At 62.4% G+C, this 16,460-nt stretch carries 15 protein-coding genes; 10 read left to right on the top strand and 5 right to left on the bottom strand.

The features are described 5' to 3' along the window. Positions 1-286: 286 nt before the first annotated feature. The 4 genes from I6L48_RS08275 (at position 287) to I6L48_RS08260 (ending at position 5,050) form a co-directional block, all read left to right on the top strand. A complete protein-coding gene (locus I6L48_RS08275) occupies positions 287-1,132 on the top strand; it encodes a lytic transglycosylase domain-containing protein (RefSeq protein WP_042864350.1) in 846 nt (281 codons plus the stop codon). Positions 1,133-1,330: 198 nt separating this feature from the next. Then, entirely contained in the window at positions 1,331-2,998 is a 1,668-nt protein-coding gene (gene ettA, locus I6L48_RS08270; protein ID WP_010673216.1) for an energy-dependent translational throttle protein EttA, read from the top strand. A 111-nt stretch (positions 2,999-3,109) separates the two neighbouring features. Continuing rightward, complete coding sequence (locus tag I6L48_RS08265) at positions 3,110-3,439, top strand: hypothetical protein (protein ID WP_039040029.1); 330 nt, start codon at positions 3,110-3,112, stop codon at positions 3,437-3,439. 255 nt (positions 3,440-3,694) lie between these two features. After that, complete coding sequence (locus tag I6L48_RS08260) at positions 3,695-5,050, top strand: NCS2 family permease (RefSeq protein WP_103244310.1); 1,356 nt, start codon at positions 3,695-3,697, stop codon at positions 5,048-5,050. An 85-nt stretch (positions 5,051-5,135) separates the two neighbouring features. Here I6L48_RS08260 and djlA read toward each other — a convergent pair whose 3' ends face one another. The 3 genes from djlA to I6L48_RS08245 are packed head-to-tail and all read right to left on the bottom strand — an operon-like array spanning position 5,136 to position 7,655. Further along, on the bottom strand, positions 5,136-5,960 hold the full coding sequence (djlA, locus tag I6L48_RS08255) for a co-chaperone DjlA (protein WP_113069698.1): 825 nt from the start codon (positions 5,958-5,960) through the stop codon (positions 5,136-5,138). 19 nt (positions 5,961-5,979) lie between these two features. Beyond that, complete coding sequence (gene murU / locus I6L48_RS08250; RefSeq protein WP_216987940.1) at positions 5,980-6,648, bottom strand: N-acetylmuramate alpha-1-phosphate uridylyltransferase MurU; 669 nt, start codon at positions 6,646-6,648, stop codon at positions 5,980-5,982. Continuing rightward, positions 6,645-7,655: an aminoglycoside phosphotransferase family protein gene (locus I6L48_RS08245; protein WP_113069696.1), complete on the bottom strand. Its 1,011-nt coding sequence runs from the start codon at positions 7,653-7,655 to the stop codon at positions 6,645-6,647. Before I6L48_RS08245 ends, murU begins: the two co-directional genes overlap by 4 nt. A gap of 174 nt (positions 7,656-7,829) precedes the next feature. Here I6L48_RS08245 and lptD point away from each other — a divergent pair, with 174 nt between their 5' ends. From lptD to I6L48_RS08215, 6 genes are read left to right on the top strand one after another with little or no spacing between them, the layout of a single operon-like run. Next, a complete protein-coding gene (gene lptD, locus I6L48_RS08240) occupies positions 7,830-10,289 on the top strand; it encodes an LPS assembly protein LptD (protein WP_113069695.1) in 2,460 nt (819 codons plus the stop codon). 30 nt (positions 10,290-10,319) lie between these two features. Continuing rightward, positions 10,320-11,612, top strand: coding sequence for a peptidylprolyl isomerase SurA (gene surA, locus I6L48_RS08235; RefSeq protein WP_010673209.1), 1,293 nt, complete (start codon positions 10,320-10,322; stop codon positions 11,610-11,612). Continuing rightward, a complete protein-coding gene (gene pdxA, locus I6L48_RS08230; RefSeq protein ID WP_225159772.1) occupies positions 11,612-12,658 on the top strand; it encodes a 4-hydroxythreonine-4-phosphate dehydrogenase PdxA in 1,047 nt (348 codons plus the stop codon). The genes surA and pdxA overlap by 1 nt, the downstream gene beginning before the upstream one ends. Beyond that, positions 12,648-13,460: a 16S rRNA (adenine(1518)-N(6)/adenine(1519)-N(6))-dimethyltransferase RsmA gene (rsmA, locus tag I6L48_RS08225; RefSeq protein WP_010673207.1), complete on the top strand. Its 813-nt coding sequence runs from the start codon at positions 12,648-12,650 to the stop codon at positions 13,458-13,460. The genes pdxA and rsmA overlap by 11 nt, the downstream gene beginning before the upstream one ends. Before the next feature lie 4 nt (positions 13,461-13,464). Next, positions 13,465-13,827 carry a Co2+/Mg2+ efflux protein ApaG gene (gene apaG / locus I6L48_RS08220; RefSeq protein WP_113069694.1) on the top strand — a complete coding sequence of 121 codons (363 nt, stop codon included), beginning with the start codon at positions 13,465-13,467 and terminating at the stop codon, positions 13,825-13,827. Positions 13,828-13,833: 6 nt separating this feature from the next. After that, complete coding sequence (locus I6L48_RS08215; protein WP_039040022.1) at positions 13,834-14,655, top strand: symmetrical bis(5'-nucleosyl)-tetraphosphatase; 822 nt, start codon at positions 13,834-13,836, stop codon at positions 14,653-14,655. A gap of 126 nt (positions 14,656-14,781) precedes the next feature. On the opposite strand, the gene I6L48_RS08210 is transcribed toward I6L48_RS08215, so the two are convergent. Next, entirely contained in the window at positions 14,782-15,267 is a 486-nt protein-coding gene (locus I6L48_RS08210; RefSeq protein WP_039040021.1) for a 2TM domain-containing protein, read from the bottom strand. A 183-nt stretch (positions 15,268-15,450) separates the two neighbouring features. Continuing rightward, positions 15,451-16,440 (bottom strand): luciferase-like monooxygenase, encoded by a 990-nt coding sequence (locus tag I6L48_RS08205; RefSeq protein ID WP_010673203.1) that lies wholly within the window; start codon positions 16,438-16,440, stop codon positions 15,451-15,453. Between the last annotated feature and the right edge of the window lie 20 nt (positions 16,441-16,460).

Raw genomic sequence — 16,460 nt, 5'->3', positions numbered from 1 at the left:
CGCTATCGATTCACCCGGCAGACCCGACGACATTGCATCGATGGCCTGGCTGACATCATGCAAATACAAGGCGTTAGAAAACAACTCTGTCAGCATATTGAACTTCAATTAACAAATCTATCAAAGCAGTCACTGACCCGGGAGCCTGCCGCTCCTCCCCTGCACCAAAAGTTCCATACCGTTTTCATCTCTGCCGCTCACCCACATAACCAGATGTTCCATCTGCTGGCTGGCGTCCCTCCCCGGATCGGGCCTATATGTTGCGGATACCAACGACGAGGTTTCCATGAAAAAACGACTCTGGGGCTGGGGACTCCTGATACTGCTCGCCACCACTTCCCACGCAGATCCCTTTCGTCAGGCCCCCAAGGCCATGAGCGCACTGCGCCAGGGTGCCGCCATGGAACAGGGAAACCCGCGGCAGGCCATCGCCCACTACTGCACCGCCGCCAACCTTGGCAACCCGGAAGCCTATTACCGCATCGGCCGCCTGCTGGCCCGCGGCCCCCAGGGGATCCGCAATGCCCGCAGCGCCAACGCCTACCTGGCCATGGCCATGCGCCTTGGCAACCAGCAAGCCGCCCGTTACTACAACGAGCGGGTCGGCAATGCCCCCCTGGGTACTTGCGGCATCGGAGGCGGTGGCGGTGGTGCTCCCTGGGTACGCCCCAGCACCCCCTTCGATCAGGAGCGCTACCTGGCCAGACAGTCACAGGCCAAGCAAAAGCTGGCCGTCATGATCCGCCAGGCCGCCCAGCGTCACAAAGTGGACCCCCAGCTCGCCCTGGCCATCGCCATCGCCGAATCCAATCTGAACAGCACCGCCGTCTCCCCCAAGCAGGCACAGGGCGTCATGCAGCTCATTCCCGAAACCCAGGCCCGCTTCGGCGTGACCCGGCCGTTCGATGCCCAGCAGAACATCCGTGGCGCCATGATCTACCTGAAGTGGCTGGAGAAGCAGTTCGGTCCGGACTGGGTTAGGATCAGCGCCGCCTACAACGCCGGGGAGCAAGCCGTGCTGCGCCACGGCGGTGTGCCGCCCTATCAGGAAACCCAGGAGTATGTGCAGCGGGTGCTCTACTACTCGGGGCAGGATCCTGACAAACCGGCCCGCCGCAGCTCACCGCGCTGAGCTTGCCCGGTTGCCCCTCTTCCCTCGCGCCTGTCGGCCGTCCCGGCCTGCGGCGCCCGGCTTTGCCGCCCCTCTCCCATTGGTTTACAATCGACGGGTTTTTTGGAACCGGGTTGACGGCCCGTCGACCCGGCCCCACCACGACATCAGTTTGTTAATGCCAAGACATTAAACTGCTGAAAGGAAGAGAATTAGCCAATGGCTCAATTTATTTACACCATGAACAGGGTTGGCAAGGTCGTGCCACCCAAGCGTCATATTCTCAAGAACATCTCCCTCTCCTTCTTCCCGGGGGCCAAAATAGGCGTGCTGGGTCTGAATGGCGCCGGGAAATCGACCCTGCTGCGCATCATGGCGGGCATCGACACCGAGATCGAAGGGGAAGCCCGTCCGCAGCCCGGCATCAAGATCGGCTACCTGCCCCAGGAGCCGAAGCTGGATCCGGAGCAGACCGTACGCGAAGCGGTCGAAGAGGCGGTCGGCGACGTCAAACGCGCCATGGCGCGCCTCGACGAGGTCTATGCAGCCTATGCCGACCCGGATGCGGATTTTGACAAGCTGGCCCGCGAACAGGGCGAGCTGGAAGCCATCATCGCCGCCCAGGGCGGCCACAACATGGAAAACCAGCTGGAGCGCGCGGCCGATGCCCTGCGCCTGCCGGCCTGGGATGCCCAGATCAAGCACCTCTCCGGTGGTGAGCGCCGCCGCGTGGCCCTGTGCCGTCTGCTGCTGGAAAAGCCGGACATGCTGCTGCTGGACGAACCGACCAACCACCTGGATGCGGAATCCGTGGCCTGGCTGGAGCGCTTCCTGCACGACTACGAAGGTACCGTCGTGGCCATCACCCACGACCGCTACTTCCTCGACAACGTGGCGGGCTGGATCCTGGAGCTGGACCGCGGCGAAGGCATCCCCTGGGAGGGCAACTACTCCTCCTGGCTGGAGCAAAAAGATGCCCGTCTGGCCCAGGAAGCGAGTTCCGAGGCCGCCCGTCGCAAGTCCATCGAGAAGGAACTGGAGTGGGTTCGTCAGAACCCGAAAGGCCGTCAGGCCAAATCCAAGGCTCGTATGGCTCGCTTCGAAGAGCTCAACACCAACGACTACCAGAAGCGCAACGAGACCAACGAGCTGTTCATTCCGCCCGGACCGCGCCTGGGCGACAAGGTGGTGGAGGTGGCCAACCTCTGCAAGTCCTATGGCGACCGCCAGCTGATCGACGATCTCTCATTCTCCATTCCGAAGGGTGCCATCGTCGGCATCATCGGTCCGAACGGTGCCGGTAAATCGACCCTGTTCCGCATGATGTCGGGTCAGGAGCAGCCGGATTCCGGCTCCATCACCCTGGGTGACACCGTGGTGCTGGCCTCCGTGGATCAGTTCCGCGACAGCATGAACGACAAGAAGACGGTGTTCGAGGAAGTCGCCGACGGCCAGGACATCCTGCGCATCGGCAACTACGAGTTCCCGAGCCGCGCCTACATCGGCCGCTTCAACTTCAAGGGTTCCGACCAGCAGAAGCGGGTCGGCGAGCTCTCCGGTGGTGAGCGTGGCCGTCTGCACCTGGCCAAGCTGCTGCAGACCGGCGGCAACGTGCTGCTGCTGGATGAACCGACCAACGATCTGGACATCGAAACCCTGCGCGCCCTCGAGAACGCCCTGCTGGAGTTCCCGGGTTGCGCCATGGTCATCTCCCACGACCGCTGGTTCCTCGACCGCATCGCCACCCACATCCTGGACTACCAGGACGAGGGCAAGATCGAATTCTTTGAAGGCAACTTCACCGAATACGAAGAGTGGAAGAAGAAGACCTACGGTGCCGAGGCTATCCAGCCGCGCCGCGCCAAGTACAAGCGCATTGCCAAGTAAGGCGAGGCAACAGCCGCGCCGCCAGGCATGACGTCACAAGGGGAGCCGGGGCTCCCCTTTTTTGCCTCTTCTGACTTACAATCTCCACCTCTACCCCAGCGATAGCGACCCATGACCCAAGCCTCCACCACCAGACTCACCATCCAGATCCGGCTCGAACCCGGCTGTCTGGGGCCGGATGGCAAGCAGCACATCGATACCTTCTGCGCGGCCGCCAACCGGATCCTCGCCGCCATAGAACCCCGACGAGTGCACTGGGTGCTGCTGCCCCGCCATGACAAGCAACTGGCCGAGCAGGCCTACTTCCTCGATGGCCGTCCCTTGAGCGAAACCCAGGCCACCCTGCTGCTGCAACGCATGGGGTTGGCCCTCGATCCCTTGCTGGAGCAGAGCGATGCCGTGCTGAGCCAGCTTATCGAACGCTACCAGAAAAACCGTTGATCCCGATGTGGAAACGGGGCTCTATTGGTCCCCTTTCTCCTGCCTCCGGGAGAAAACGTTTGAATTTTTACTCTATTCATTGATCCGCCTCGCACATCCGGGGTTTGTAAACCTGGCCGCCTGTGTGAAAATGTGCGCGCTGTCACGGTATCAGGACGAGTCTGGTCACTTCACCGCCAGAATCAGGGTCCGTCGCCCCGCATGGATGGGCCGGGCCCCCTGCTGCCTATTTCACGTCACCCATTGGAATCCAACATGAATCAACCACATCACGCTACCGGGCAGACCGCCAGCCCGGCTGCCGGGCATGGATTGCTCGAGCGCCTGTTTGCCCTGCGCGGTCATGGCACCACGGCCCGCACCGAGGTGATCGCCGGCATCACCACCTTCCTGACCATGGTCTACATCGTCTTCGTCAACCCGCAGATCCTCTCTGCGGCAGGCATGGACACCCAGGCCGTGTTCGTTACCACCTGCCTCATCGCCGGCATCGGCAGCATCCTGATGGGTCTGCTGGCCAACCTGCCCATCGCCCTGGCTCCCGCCATGGGCCTCAACGCCTTCTTCGCCTTCGTGGTGGTGGCCGGCATGGGCTACTCCTGGCAAGTGGGCATGGGCACCATCTTCTGGGGTGCGCTGGGCCTGCTGATCCTGACCCTGCTGCGGGTACGCTACTGGCTCATCGCCAACATTCCCCTGACACTTCGGGTCGGCATCACCGCCGGCATCGGTCTGCTCATCGCCCTGCTCGGCCTGCACAATGCCGGCATCGTGGTCGCGAGCCCCGCCACCATGGTGACCGTGGGCAACCTCACCTCCCTGCCCTGCCTGCTGGGGCTGCTCGGCTTCTTCCTCATCTGCATCTTCTCCGCCCGCGGCGTCCACTCCGCCGTGCTCATCGCCATCGTGGTGACCACCACCCTGGGCTGGCTGTTCGGCGACGTCACCTTCAAGGGCTTCGTCTCCGTGCCGCCGAGCATTGCACCGGTCTTCGGCCAGCTGGACCTGATGGGATCGCTGGACATCAGCCTCGCCGGGATCATCTTCTCCTTCATGCTGGTCAACCTGTTCGACTCTTCCGGCACCCTGATCGGCGTGACCAACCGCGCCAAGCTGGCCGATGACAAGGGGCACTTCCCGCGCATGAAGCAGGCCCTAGTGGTGGACAGCGTCAGCTCCGTCGGCGGCGCCTTCATGGGGACCTCGTCCGTGACGGCCTACATCGAGAGCAGCTCCGGCGTCGCCGTCGGCGGTCGCACCGGCCTGACCGCCATCGTGGTGGGCATCCTGTTCCTGCTGGCCATCTTCTTCTCTCCGGTCGCCGCCATGGTACCGGCGTATGCCGCAGCGGGGGCTCTCATCTACGTGGGCGTGCTGATGTGCTCCGAGCTGACCCGGGTAAAGTGGGAAGACCTGACCGAAGCGGTGCCGGCCTTCATGACCGCGGTGATGATGCCGTTCAGCTTCTCCATCACCGAGGGGATCGCCGTCGGCTTCATCTCCTACTGCGTGATGAAGGCGGGCACCGGCCGCTGGCGCGAGATCAACCCCTGCGTGCTGGTGGTGGCCCTGCTCTTCGTCCTCAAGTTTGTCTGGGTCGATGCCCACTGATTTTTCTTCCATGAAAAGAAAAACCAGACTCTAAAAACAAAAATGCCCGTCATCGACGGGCATTTTTTTATGGCGGGTACAGGGCTCAGCGAATGCCGCGGGCCTCACGGATCCACTCCCAGGCCTGCTGGATCTCCTGGGTCTTCTCCTTGGCCATCTCCATCATCTCGGGGGGCAATCCCTTGGCGGCCAGCTTGTCAGGGTGATGCTTGCTCATCTCCTTGCGATAGGCACGCTTGATCTCCTGATCGCTGTCGCTCTCGTTCACCCCAAGCAACTGATAGGCATCCTTGAGGCGATCCCGGGAGGGGGGCTCCTGGCGGTATTGCTGCCCCTGGCCACTGCCCTGCTGTTGCTGGCGGTGGAAGAAGTTCATCTGGGCCTCGGCCATGGCCAGAATGCGGGCAAGCTCGATGCGACTGAACCCCAGCTCGTCGGCGATGGTTTGCAGGATGGCCCGCTCGTTCGCCTCCACCTGACCGTCGGCGAAGGCGGCCTGCAGCTGGACCTCGAGGAAGAAGCGCAGGATGTCGCGCTGCCCCAGGCTCGCCTGGCGAAACTCCGCCAGGGTCTCGCGCAGGGGGAAGTCACTCTCCTTGCCCTGGCGGAACGACTCCTGGGCCCGTACCCGCAGCTCTCCGGCCAGCCGCATCCTGTCCATCAGGTTGGACGCGACCCGTATTTCGTGCTCGGTGACCTGGCCGCTCGCCTTGGCGATGTGGCCCATAACGGCGAAGGTGGCATGGAAAAAGACGGCCTGTTGCTGCTGGCTGGGTGCCCGCTGGAAGGCCCCGCGGATCCCCATGCCCCGATCGAAGCGATGGCCGATCCACAGGCCCAGCAGGGCACCGAAGATGTTGCCGAGCAAAAAACCGAAGAAGGTGCCAAGCACCTTGCCCCAAATACGCATGGTTCAAGACCTCGTGAAGTTAATGGGTGCCGGCGAGCAGTTGCTCGTCCAGCTCGCGCAGCCGATCCACTGTGCCGATGTCGCGCCACTCGCCTGCCAGCAGGCTGCCACCCACCCGTCCCTGCACCATCCAGTCGCGCAGCAGGGGGGCCAGCTTGCGCGCCCCGCAGGGCAAGCCGGCAAAGGCGGCGGGCTGATAGAGGCCGACGCCGCTGAAGGTGAGGGCCGGGGTGTCCAGCACCCGACCCGCTTGCAGGGAGAAGTCCCCTTGCGGATGCTGGGGAGGGTTGGGCACCAGCCAGAGGTGGGCGAGATCGTCCCCAAGCGGCTGGTTCACCAGAGCGCGATAATCCAGGTCGAGCCAGGTATCGCCGTTGATCACCAGAAAGGGTTCGCTGCCCAGCAGAGGCAGCGCCTGCACGATGCCGCCGGCGGTCTCGAGCGCGCTCTCTTCGGCCGACCAGTGGATGGATACCCCGAGCGCACTGCCATCGCCGAGGGCCGCCACCAGCTTGTGTCCGAGCCAGGCGTGGTTGATGACAAGTGTGGTCACGCCGGCTGCCTTGAGTTTTTCGATATGGTGCACGATGAGCGGCTTGCCCCCCGCCGCCAGCAGCGGCTTGGGCAGCAGATCGGTGAGCGGACGCATCCGCTCGCCGCGCCCGGCGGCCAGGATCATCGCCTTCATGGTGTCACCCCGGTGCGCGCCAATCCGGGCAGCACCACCTGCTCCAGCCACTGGCCGAAGCGGGCCAGCACCGGATAGGCGGCGCCATGGCTGCGACAGACATCGACCACGTAGCCCAGGGTACGGGGAATGTCCTTGAGGTAGCCGGCCTTGCCATCGCGGTGATAGAGGCGGGTGAAGATCCCCGCCGCCTTGAGGTGGCGCTGCATGCCGGTGAGATCGGCTGCGCGACGAAACGCGGCATAGTCCAGATTGCCGAGCAGGCCGGCCCCTTGCAGGGTATCGAAGCCAAGTCGCATGCCCTGCTCGATCACCGCGTCCGGCCAGCGCACGTAGCAATCTTTGAGCAGGGAGACCAGGTCATAGCTCAGCGGCCCGATGACCATGTCCTGGAAGTCGATAAGGGCGAGGTCGCTCTCCTTCGGGTTCATCCCGCCGCACACCATCAGGTTGCGGCTGTGGAAGTCCCGGTGCATCACTCCTTGTGGCTGGGCCAGGTTGCTCGCCGTGAGGCAGGCGAAGGTCTCCGCCAGCAACTGCTGCTCTTCATCGCTCAGGGCCAGTTGCAGGTGATGTCCCAGCAACCACTCGGGGAAGATGGCATTTTCCCGGGCCATGAAGGCCTCATCGAAGGGCTCGAGCTCGAGCGCCACGGCGCCGAGCCTTGGCAGCAGGGCGATGGCCTTGCCATACCAGGCCAGTACGCTCTCTTCGTTGAGGCAGCCGATAAGCTGGGTATCCCCCAGATCCGTCACCGCCAGCAATCCCTGCTCGTAGTCGACCCCCTTTACCTCGGGGGCCAGCAGCCCCGCATCGTGCAGGGCGGCCGCATTGCGAACGAATTCATGATTTTTTTCGGTTTTCGGATTAGCATCCACCCACACCAGACCGCCGCCCCGGAAGTAGCGGCGGAAACTGGCGTCACCGGAAATAAGCGTCAACGAGAGGTTGGCGTCACCGGAAATCCGGCGAGCCCATTGCAAAAGCAGGGAAGCGCGATCGTGCATGAGTCGGGAACCAAATTGGAAAGCAGCACTTGGCTGTTAGCCCTGGCCGCAATAATGCTTTATCATTGCCGGCTAACATAAAGCAATGACATGCAATGTCAACTCGATGGATCCTGACATAAAATGCATGCCCTGAATCCACCGTTTTTACTACGGATTGCGCGAGCCTTTCACATGACAAAATGGACACTGGGATACTCCTGTCCCATCGCCCTGACCATCAGCCTTGTTCCTGCCCTGAGTCCGCTCATGGCCCAGGCAGCGCCACTCAATGCGCCACCCGCTACCGGGATCCTCGACAGCCTCTGCTATGACTATGTTCCCAAGATAGAGAAGCCCAGTGCGGACCAGGACGCCAATGCCCAGCCCGTCGAGGTGGATGCCGATCGCCTGGAGGCCAAGCAGGGCGGTACCGCCGTCTACGAGGGTGACGTCAAGGTGCGCCAGGGCGTGCGCAAGTTCGACTCCGACTATGCCCAGCTCGACCAGAAGAGCCGGGATGTCATCGCCATCGGCAACATCTATTACAACGATGGCCAGATCACGGTCACCAGCGACAAGACCCTGAAATCCAACCTGGACACCAAGAACTCCGAGCTGGAAGAGGGCAAGTATCAGGTCCATGGCTCACCGGTGCGCGGCTTCGCCGAAAAGGTGACCATGACCAACAACAACCAGAACATCACTCTGGAAGGGGCCCAGTACACCACCTGCCCACCGGGCCAGGAGGCCTGGACCCTGAAGGCCGGCAGCATCGACATCGATCAGTCCGAGGTATTCGGGGAGGCCTGGAACGCCAGCCTCTGGCTCTATGACTATCCGGTCTTCTACTTCCCCTATATCAACTTCCCCATCAAGGATGAGCGCAAGACCGGTCTGCTCTACCCGGGCTATACCCAAAGTTCCAAGAACGGCATGGACATCACCCAGCCGTTCTACTGGAACATCGCCCCCAACTACGATGCCACCATCACCTCCCGCTTCATGGACAGACGGGGCCTGATGGAACAGGTCGAGTTCCGCTACATGCCGGACCCGGCCCACGTGGGGAGCCTCTACTTCGAGAACCTGGCGGACGACAAGCAGTACGACGAGACGGCCAGCCTCAATCAGCATCTCTCTGACGGTCACCGTTACCTGCTCAGTGCCCGCCACACCTCCATGTTCATGGACAACGCCATGCGGGTGTCGGTGGACTACACCAAGGTACGGGACCAGGACTACAACTACTTCAACGACTTCACCCCCAAGGTGGGGACCCAGGTCGACAACCAGTTGCAGCAATCCCTGAAGGCAGGTTACTACCAGCAGAACTGGAACCTCGATGCCGAGGTACGGACCTACCAGATCCTGCTGGCCAGCGCCCAGCAGCCCCACGAGCTGATGCCGCGCATCAACCACAACTACTACCAGCAGGGCAGCTGGTACGATCTGGCCTGGAATACCGAGCTGACCAACTTCGGCTACAACAACGATCAGGCCATCGAGCAGAACAAGGGGGACGCCTACACCGGCACCCGGGTCTACACGGCCCCCACCCTGACCATCCCCCTCGTTGACGAGGCAGGCTACTTCCTCGACAGCCAGTACAAGCTGATGTACACCCGTTACGACCAGACGGTGCCTGACAATATGAGCCAAGCATTCCGTGACAAATTTGACCCTAATTCAAAAGGTCTTAACACAGGAACAGGCAAACAAGAAAACGTCACGTTAGAAGAGGGTTCCATCACCCGGGTACTGCCCTCGTTCCGTCTCAAGGGCGGCATGACCTTCGAGCGGGATCAGCAGTGGTTTGGCGAGGGAGCCAACCAGACCCTGGAGCCTGAATTCCAGTACCTCTATGTGCCCTACAAGGATCAGGACAACATCGGGGTCTATGACTCCACCACCATGCGCCAGGACTACTACAGCCTGTTCAGCGATCGCCGCTTCGCCGGTCTGGACCGCATCAGCGACTCCAACCGGCTCTCCTTGGGGGTCACCACCCGCATTTATGATCCGGCCGGGGATGAACGAATCCGGTTGGCCGTTGCCCAAGCCTTCGACTTCGTGGCGCCCAGGGTCAAGCTTTACAGCAGCGATGAGCTGAGCACCAATACCCGCTCCCCGCTGTCGTTCGAGGGTGACGCCAAGATCAACGAGCAGTGGTATGCCCATGCGGGGGCACAATATGATCTGGAACAGCGCCAGATAAGCTCTGCCAACAGCGCCCTGGAGTACCGTCACGAGAAGTTGATCAGCCAGTTGAACCACCGCTTCGTGCGGGATGCCAACTACGACCTCGACCACAAGGGGCAGGTGACGGATCTCAACCAGATCGGCCTGCTGCTGACCACCCCGCTGGACGATCGCTGGCACCTTTATGGCGGCTACTATCAGGAGCTCAACCAGAACGTCAAAGTGGACCGCAAGGTGGGTCTGAAATACGACTCCTGCTGCTGGAGCATCAACTTCAACCTGGAATGGGTCAACACGCCAGACAACGTGAACCTGACCCCGACGTCCGAGCGCAGCCTCGGCATTCAATTTGAAATGAAAGGATTGGGTAGCGTGGGTACCGGCTCCAAGGGCACTTCCCTGGACACCGAAGCACTGCCTTACATTCGTCCGTTTAACCTGCGAGACCAGTAACCGGTCTGGCAAACGCCTTGAGAGATGGATATGAAGAAGACGTTGATTTCCCTGCTGACCGCAGGCCTGTTCGGAGTCATGAGCCAGGGTGCCCTCGCCGCCCCCGAGCTGATGGACAAGGTGCTTGCCGTGGTCAACAAGGATGTGGTGCTGGCCAGTCAGCAGGAGGCCCTGGTGCAAAAGGTCAAGGCCTCCGCCCAGGAGAGCGGCCAGTCCCTGCCCGATGACGTCACCCTGCGCAAGCAGGCGCTGGATCGCCTGATCCAGGAGAGCCTGCAACTGCAACTGGCGGAGCGCCAGGGGCTCAAGATCAGTGACACCCAGCTGGAACAGGCCATTCAGAGCATCGCCGCCGACAACAAGATGAACCTGGAGCAACTGCGCGCCCAACTGGAGCGGGAAGGCCTGACCTACGCCCAGTACCGTGAGGAGGTGCGCCGCGAGATCCTGATGAACGAGGTGCGCCGCAGCCAGGTCCGCCGTCGCATCAACATCTCCGATCAGGAGGTCAAGCAGGTGGTCGAGGCCCTGAGCAAACAGGGCCAGCAGCAGACGTCATATCATATCGGCCATATCCAGGTCGCGCTGCCGGACAACCCGAATGCCGAGCAGCTCAACGCTGCCAAGGCCAAGATCGAGCGCATTCTGGCGTCCCTGAAAGAGGGGGCAGACTTCCGCAAGCTGGCCATTGCCGAGAGTAACGGTCCCAAGGCGCTGGAAGGGGGTGACTGGGGCTGGTTGAGCCCGCAGGAGATGCCCACCCTGATGGCGGAAGCCGTGCAAGGGGCAGGCAAGGGTGACATCGTCGGCCCGCTGCGCTCCGGCGCCGGTCTGCACATCATCAAGATCTTCGACACCAAGGGTCAGCAACAGGTCATGCAGACCGAGGTCAAGGCGCGCCACATCCTGATCAAACCCTCCATCATCCTGAGCGAGGAGAAGGCCAAGGGCACCCTGGACGGCATCCTACACGACATCAAGAGCGGCAAGGCCAGCTTTGCCAGCATGGCAGAGAAATACTCCGAGGATCCGGGCTCTGCGGTGCAGGGTGGCGAGCTGGGCTGGTCTGATCCCAACGTCTATGTGCCGGAATTCCGCGACATGCTGGGGCGCCTGCAACCGGGCCAGATCAGCGAACCCTTCCGCACCAGCCACGGCTGGCACATCGTGCAGCTCGAGGATCGCCGCAGCCAGGACGCCACCGGCAAGGCCCAGGAGCAACGCGCCTACCAGCTCATCTTCAACCGCCGCTTCGCCGAAGAGTCCCAGGCCTGGCTGGATGAGCTGCGCGACGAAGCCTACATCCAGATCGAACCCAATTGATGGGCGACAAGCAGATGAACAAGGCGCATCCAGGGCACGCCGAGGCACAGCTTAGCTGCCACCGGCTTGCCATCACCCCGGGTGAACCGGCTGGCATAGGCCCGGATCTGGTACTGCAGATTGCCCAGCGGGCCTGGCCCCATCAGCTGGTGGTGATCGCCGATCCCGCCCTGTTGCGCGAACGGGCCGCCCTGCTGGGGCTGTCCGTCGAGCTTGAACCCTATGACGAAAGCGCCCCCACCCGTCCGCAGCGGGCGGGGACTCTGACCGTCTGCCCCGTGCCGCTCGGCGCCCCCGTGGTGCCAGGCCAGCTGGATGAGGCCAACGGCGCCTATGTGCTGGCGACCTTGCAGCGCGCCTGCGACGGCAACCTGAGCGGCGAATTCGCCGCCGTGGTGACCGGGCCGGTGCACAAGGGGATCATCAACCAGGCGGGCGTCTCGTTCAGCGGTCACACCGAGTTCTTCGCCCAGCAGTCCGACACCGCCGATGTGGTGATGCTGCTGGCCACCGAAGGGCTGAGAGTGGCCCTCGCGACCACCCATATTCCCCTTGCCTATGTTGCCAAGGCCATCACCGAGGATCGCCTTGGCAAGGTGATCCGCATCCTGGATGCGGATCTCAAGCGCAAGTTCGGCATCGAACAGCCCCGGATCTATGTCTGCGGCCTCAATCCCCATGCCGGGGAAGGGGGTCATCTGGGCCGTGAAGAGATCGATGTCATCGAACCCGCCCTGGCCGCCCTGCGCCAGGAAGGGATCGATCTGGTCGGCCCGCTGCCGGCCGATACCCTGTTCCAGGACAAATACCTCAAGGATGCGGATGCGGTACTCGCCATGTACCACGATCAGGGGCTGCCCGTGCTCAAGTACAAGGGCTTTGGCAACTCGGTCAACATCACCCTCGGACTTCCCTTCATCCGTACCTCGGTGGACCACGGCACCGCGCTGGATCTGGCAGGCAAGAACCTGGCAGACCCCGGCAGCCTCACCACCGCGATCAACCACGCCATCCAGATGGTAGAGAAAAAAAGATATGAGCAGTAAGGTGCACATGGGCCACACGGCCCGTAAGCGTTTCGGTCAGAACTTCTTGCACGACCGGTATGTTATCGACCAGATAGTGGCCGCCATCAACCCGCAACCGGGTCAGAATCTGGTGGAGATAGGCCCGGGTCTGGCCGCGCTCACCGAGCCGGTCGCCGCCCAGATGGACAAGATGACCGTGGTCGAGCTGGACCGGGATCTTGCCGCACGTCTGCGCGAACACCCCACCCTGAAAGAGAAGCTGACCGTCATCGAAGCCGATGCCATGCGCTTTGACTTCAGCACCCTGATGGGGGAAGGCAAGGGGCCGCTGCGCATCTTCGGCAACCTGCCCTACAACATCTCCACCCCGCTCATCTTCCACCTGTGCGAATTTGCCGACCGGGTGGAGGACATGCACTTCATGCTGCAAAAGGAAGTGGTGCTGCGTCTGGCCGCCGGCCCGGGCAGCAAGGCCTATGGCCGTCTGAGCGTGATGACCCAGTACTACTGTCAGGTAGTGCCGGTGCTGGAAGTGGGCCCGGGCGCCTTCAAGCCGGCGCCGAAGGTGGATTCCGCCGTGGTGCGTCTGATCCCGCACAAGAACCCGACTATCGTCGCGAAAGACATTCGTTGCCTGAACCGGGTCTGCACCGAAGGCTTCGGCCAGCGTCGCAAGACCATTCGCAACAGCTTCTCCAACTTCATCACCGACGCCCAGCTGACCGAGCTTGGCATCGATGGCAACCTGCGCCCGGAGAATCTCTCCCTCGAGCAGTTCGTCACGATCGCCAACTGGCTGGCCGACCAGCAACAGGCCTGATCCCATGACCCAAGCCCGGATAATGGTCCGCACCCACCCCAGCTATGTGGCGGGAACCGCAGATCCCTACCATTTTCTCTATCGCATCGAGATTGAGAACCTGGGTCCGGGCACGGTGCAACTGCTGCATCGACGCTGGCTCATTACGGATGCCAATGGCAAGATGCTGGAAGTGGAAGGTCCCGGCGTGGTCGGTGAACAACCCCTGATCGCCCCCGGCGAGACCTTTTCCTACCAGAGTGGCGTTCCCCTCGCCACACCGCTTGGCGTGATGGAAGGCAGCTACATCCTGCAGGATGAATCGGGGCAACAATTCGAAGCCCCCATCGCCCCCTTCACGCTGGCCGTCCCCAACATAATCAACTGAGGTTTCATGGCGAACTGTTTCGTCGGTGATATCCAGGGCTGCTACGACGATTTGCGCCGTCTGCTGGATCTTGCCGAGTTCGACTTCGATAACGACACGCTCTGGCTGTGCGGCGATCTCGTCGCCCGGGGGCCGGACTCCCTCAACACCCTGCGTTTCGTCAAATCACTGGGGCAGCAGGCCGTCACCGTGCTCGGCAACCACGACCTGCACCTGCTGGCGGTGGCCCACGGGGTCGCCCCGCTCAAGAAGAAAGACAAGCTGCAAGCGCTGATGGAGGCGCCGGATCGGGACGAGCTGCTGGAGTGGCTACGTCACCGTCCCCTGCTGGCAGAACACCCCGACCTGCCCATCATGATGGTGCATGCGGGCCTCTCCCCCGCATGGGACGCCCACACCGCCCGCAGTTGTGCCCGGGAGGTGGAGAGCCTGCTGCGCGGGGATCAGTACAGCTGGCTGCTGCACAACATGTATGGCGATCAGCCCGACAGCTGGAACGACAACCTGCTGGGCATAGAGCGTTACCGCTACATCATCAACAGCTTCACCCGGATGCGCTTTTGCTACTTCGACGGGCGCCTCGACTTCAAATGCAAGAAGGGCCCCACCGAATCGACCCCGGGCCTGCGCCCCTGGTTCGAGCAGCGCGAGCACCATGTGGATGACCCCATCCTGGTCTTCGGCCACTGGGCGGCCCTGATGGGCAACACCGGCAAATCCGATATCAAGGGACTCGACACCGGGTGCGTCTGGGGCAACAGCCTCACCCTGTGGCGCTACGAGGACGACGCCCTGATCGCCACCCCCTGCCCGGCCTATGCCAAGTAGATCGGCTCTCTGCGGAACAAGGGAATGATCCGCCGTTGAGAGGAGAGCAATGCCCTCTCCTGCGAAATGGAGCTGAAAACAGAACGGGCCCGGCAATGCCGGGCCCGTTTTTTCATGATGAGCGGATCAGAGCCTGCGCCCCAGCCGTTTCTCGACCTGGCGTCGCTCCCATTCCGGGCCAAACAGCTTGAAGGGCTGGAACAGGTTGATGGCGTGGGCAGCCAGCCCCAACCCCCAGCCCAGCATGGGCCACCAGGCCCAGATATAATCCGGGTTGCTCAGGTAGTTGATGACAAACAGCCCCCCTATCACCAGCACATAGCTCATGAGGTGGCCATAGAAGCCCCTGAGCCCCTCCACGAACTTCATCGCCTCCCGCTCATCTCGCGCCACCTGCACGCGTCCCCGATCTTCGCCCTCATTCCCTTTCATCTCGCTCTCCTGCAGTTGGGTCACATCGAGCTCGAAGACGGCGGCCAGGGCCTTGAGGGATTCCAGTCCGGGTTGCTGACCCTGCTCTATTCGCTGAATGGTGCGAACGCTCAGGCCAGTGAGGGTCGCCAGCTGTTCCTGGGACCATCCCCGTTGCAATCTCAACTTCCTGACGATCATCTTGCGCTCCTTGTGGTGATTGACAGGGCCAGCATAGGGAAAGGGGATGAGAGGCGACACGACAGATGGCCGACACTTCCCTGACTTCCTTTAAAAATCATAAAGTTACTACCACGTAATCGTGGCTTTTGCTCCCCGAGCAGCCAGGCTTGGCGTGCCGCTGGCGGCCAGGCGTCGCGGGGGTTACAACCCCTGCATCAGCTCGGCACCAATCTCGAAGGAGCGCAGGCGCGCCTGATGATCGACGATGGGACCGTTGAACATCAGCTCGTCCGCTCCGGTCTCTGCCAGCAGAGCCTTGAGGCCGTGGCGTACCCGATCCGGCTCCCCCACCAGGGAGCGAGCCAGAGTCTGCTCCATCGCCATCAATTCGCGGGGAGACCACTCATCCCCCAGCGTCTGCACCGGCAGTGGCAGCTTGCCGGCATCCCCCCGGTAGAGACGCAGGAACTGCTGCTGCAGGGTGGTGAACAGGAAGCGGGCCTCACGATCGGTGTCGGCGGCGATCAGATTGACGCACACCACCGCATGGGGTTTGGGCCAGCGGGCAGAGGGACGGTATTGGGTACGGTAGATCTCCAGCGCCTGCAGCAACATGGCGGGAGCGAAGTGGGAAGCAAAGCCGAACGGCAACCCCATGGCCGCGGCCAGTTGGGCACTGTAGAGGCTGGAGCCCAGCAGCCAGATGGGCACATGGAGTCCCTGACCCGGCACCGCCTGCACGGCACCGACCTCGTCGCCAAAATAACTCATCAGTTCGCGCACATCCGCCGGGAAGTCATCCACCTCGCCGCTGCGCTGGCGGCGCAGCGCCTGCATGGTGCGCTGATCGCTGCCAGGGGCGCGGCCCAGGCCGAGATCGATGCGATCCGGATAGAGGGAACTCAGCGTACCGAACTGCTCCGCAATGACCAGGGGGGAGTGGTTCGGCAACATGATGCCGCCAGCCCCGAGCCGCAACGTCGTGGTGCCCCCGGCCAGGTGGCCAATCAGCACCGCTGTGGCGGCGCTGGCAATACCCGGCATGTTGTGGTGCTCCGCCAGCCAGTAGCGATGGTAACCCCAGCGCTCCGCATGGCGAGCCAGATCCAGCGAGTGGCGAAACGACTCGGCCGGCAGACCACCTTCGGGAACGGGCACCAGATCCAGCACGGAATAGGGGACGACAGACATGGGACACTCCATTGGTTCAC

This window comes from Aeromonas sp. FDAARGOS 1418 (assembly GCF_019048585.1).
Classification (GTDB): Bacteria; Pseudomonadota; Gammaproteobacteria; order Enterobacterales; family Aeromonadaceae; genus Aeromonas; species Aeromonas caviae.
The sequence above is the reverse complement of the archived record's forward strand: the minus strand, read 5'-3'. Positions and strand labels throughout refer to the sequence as shown.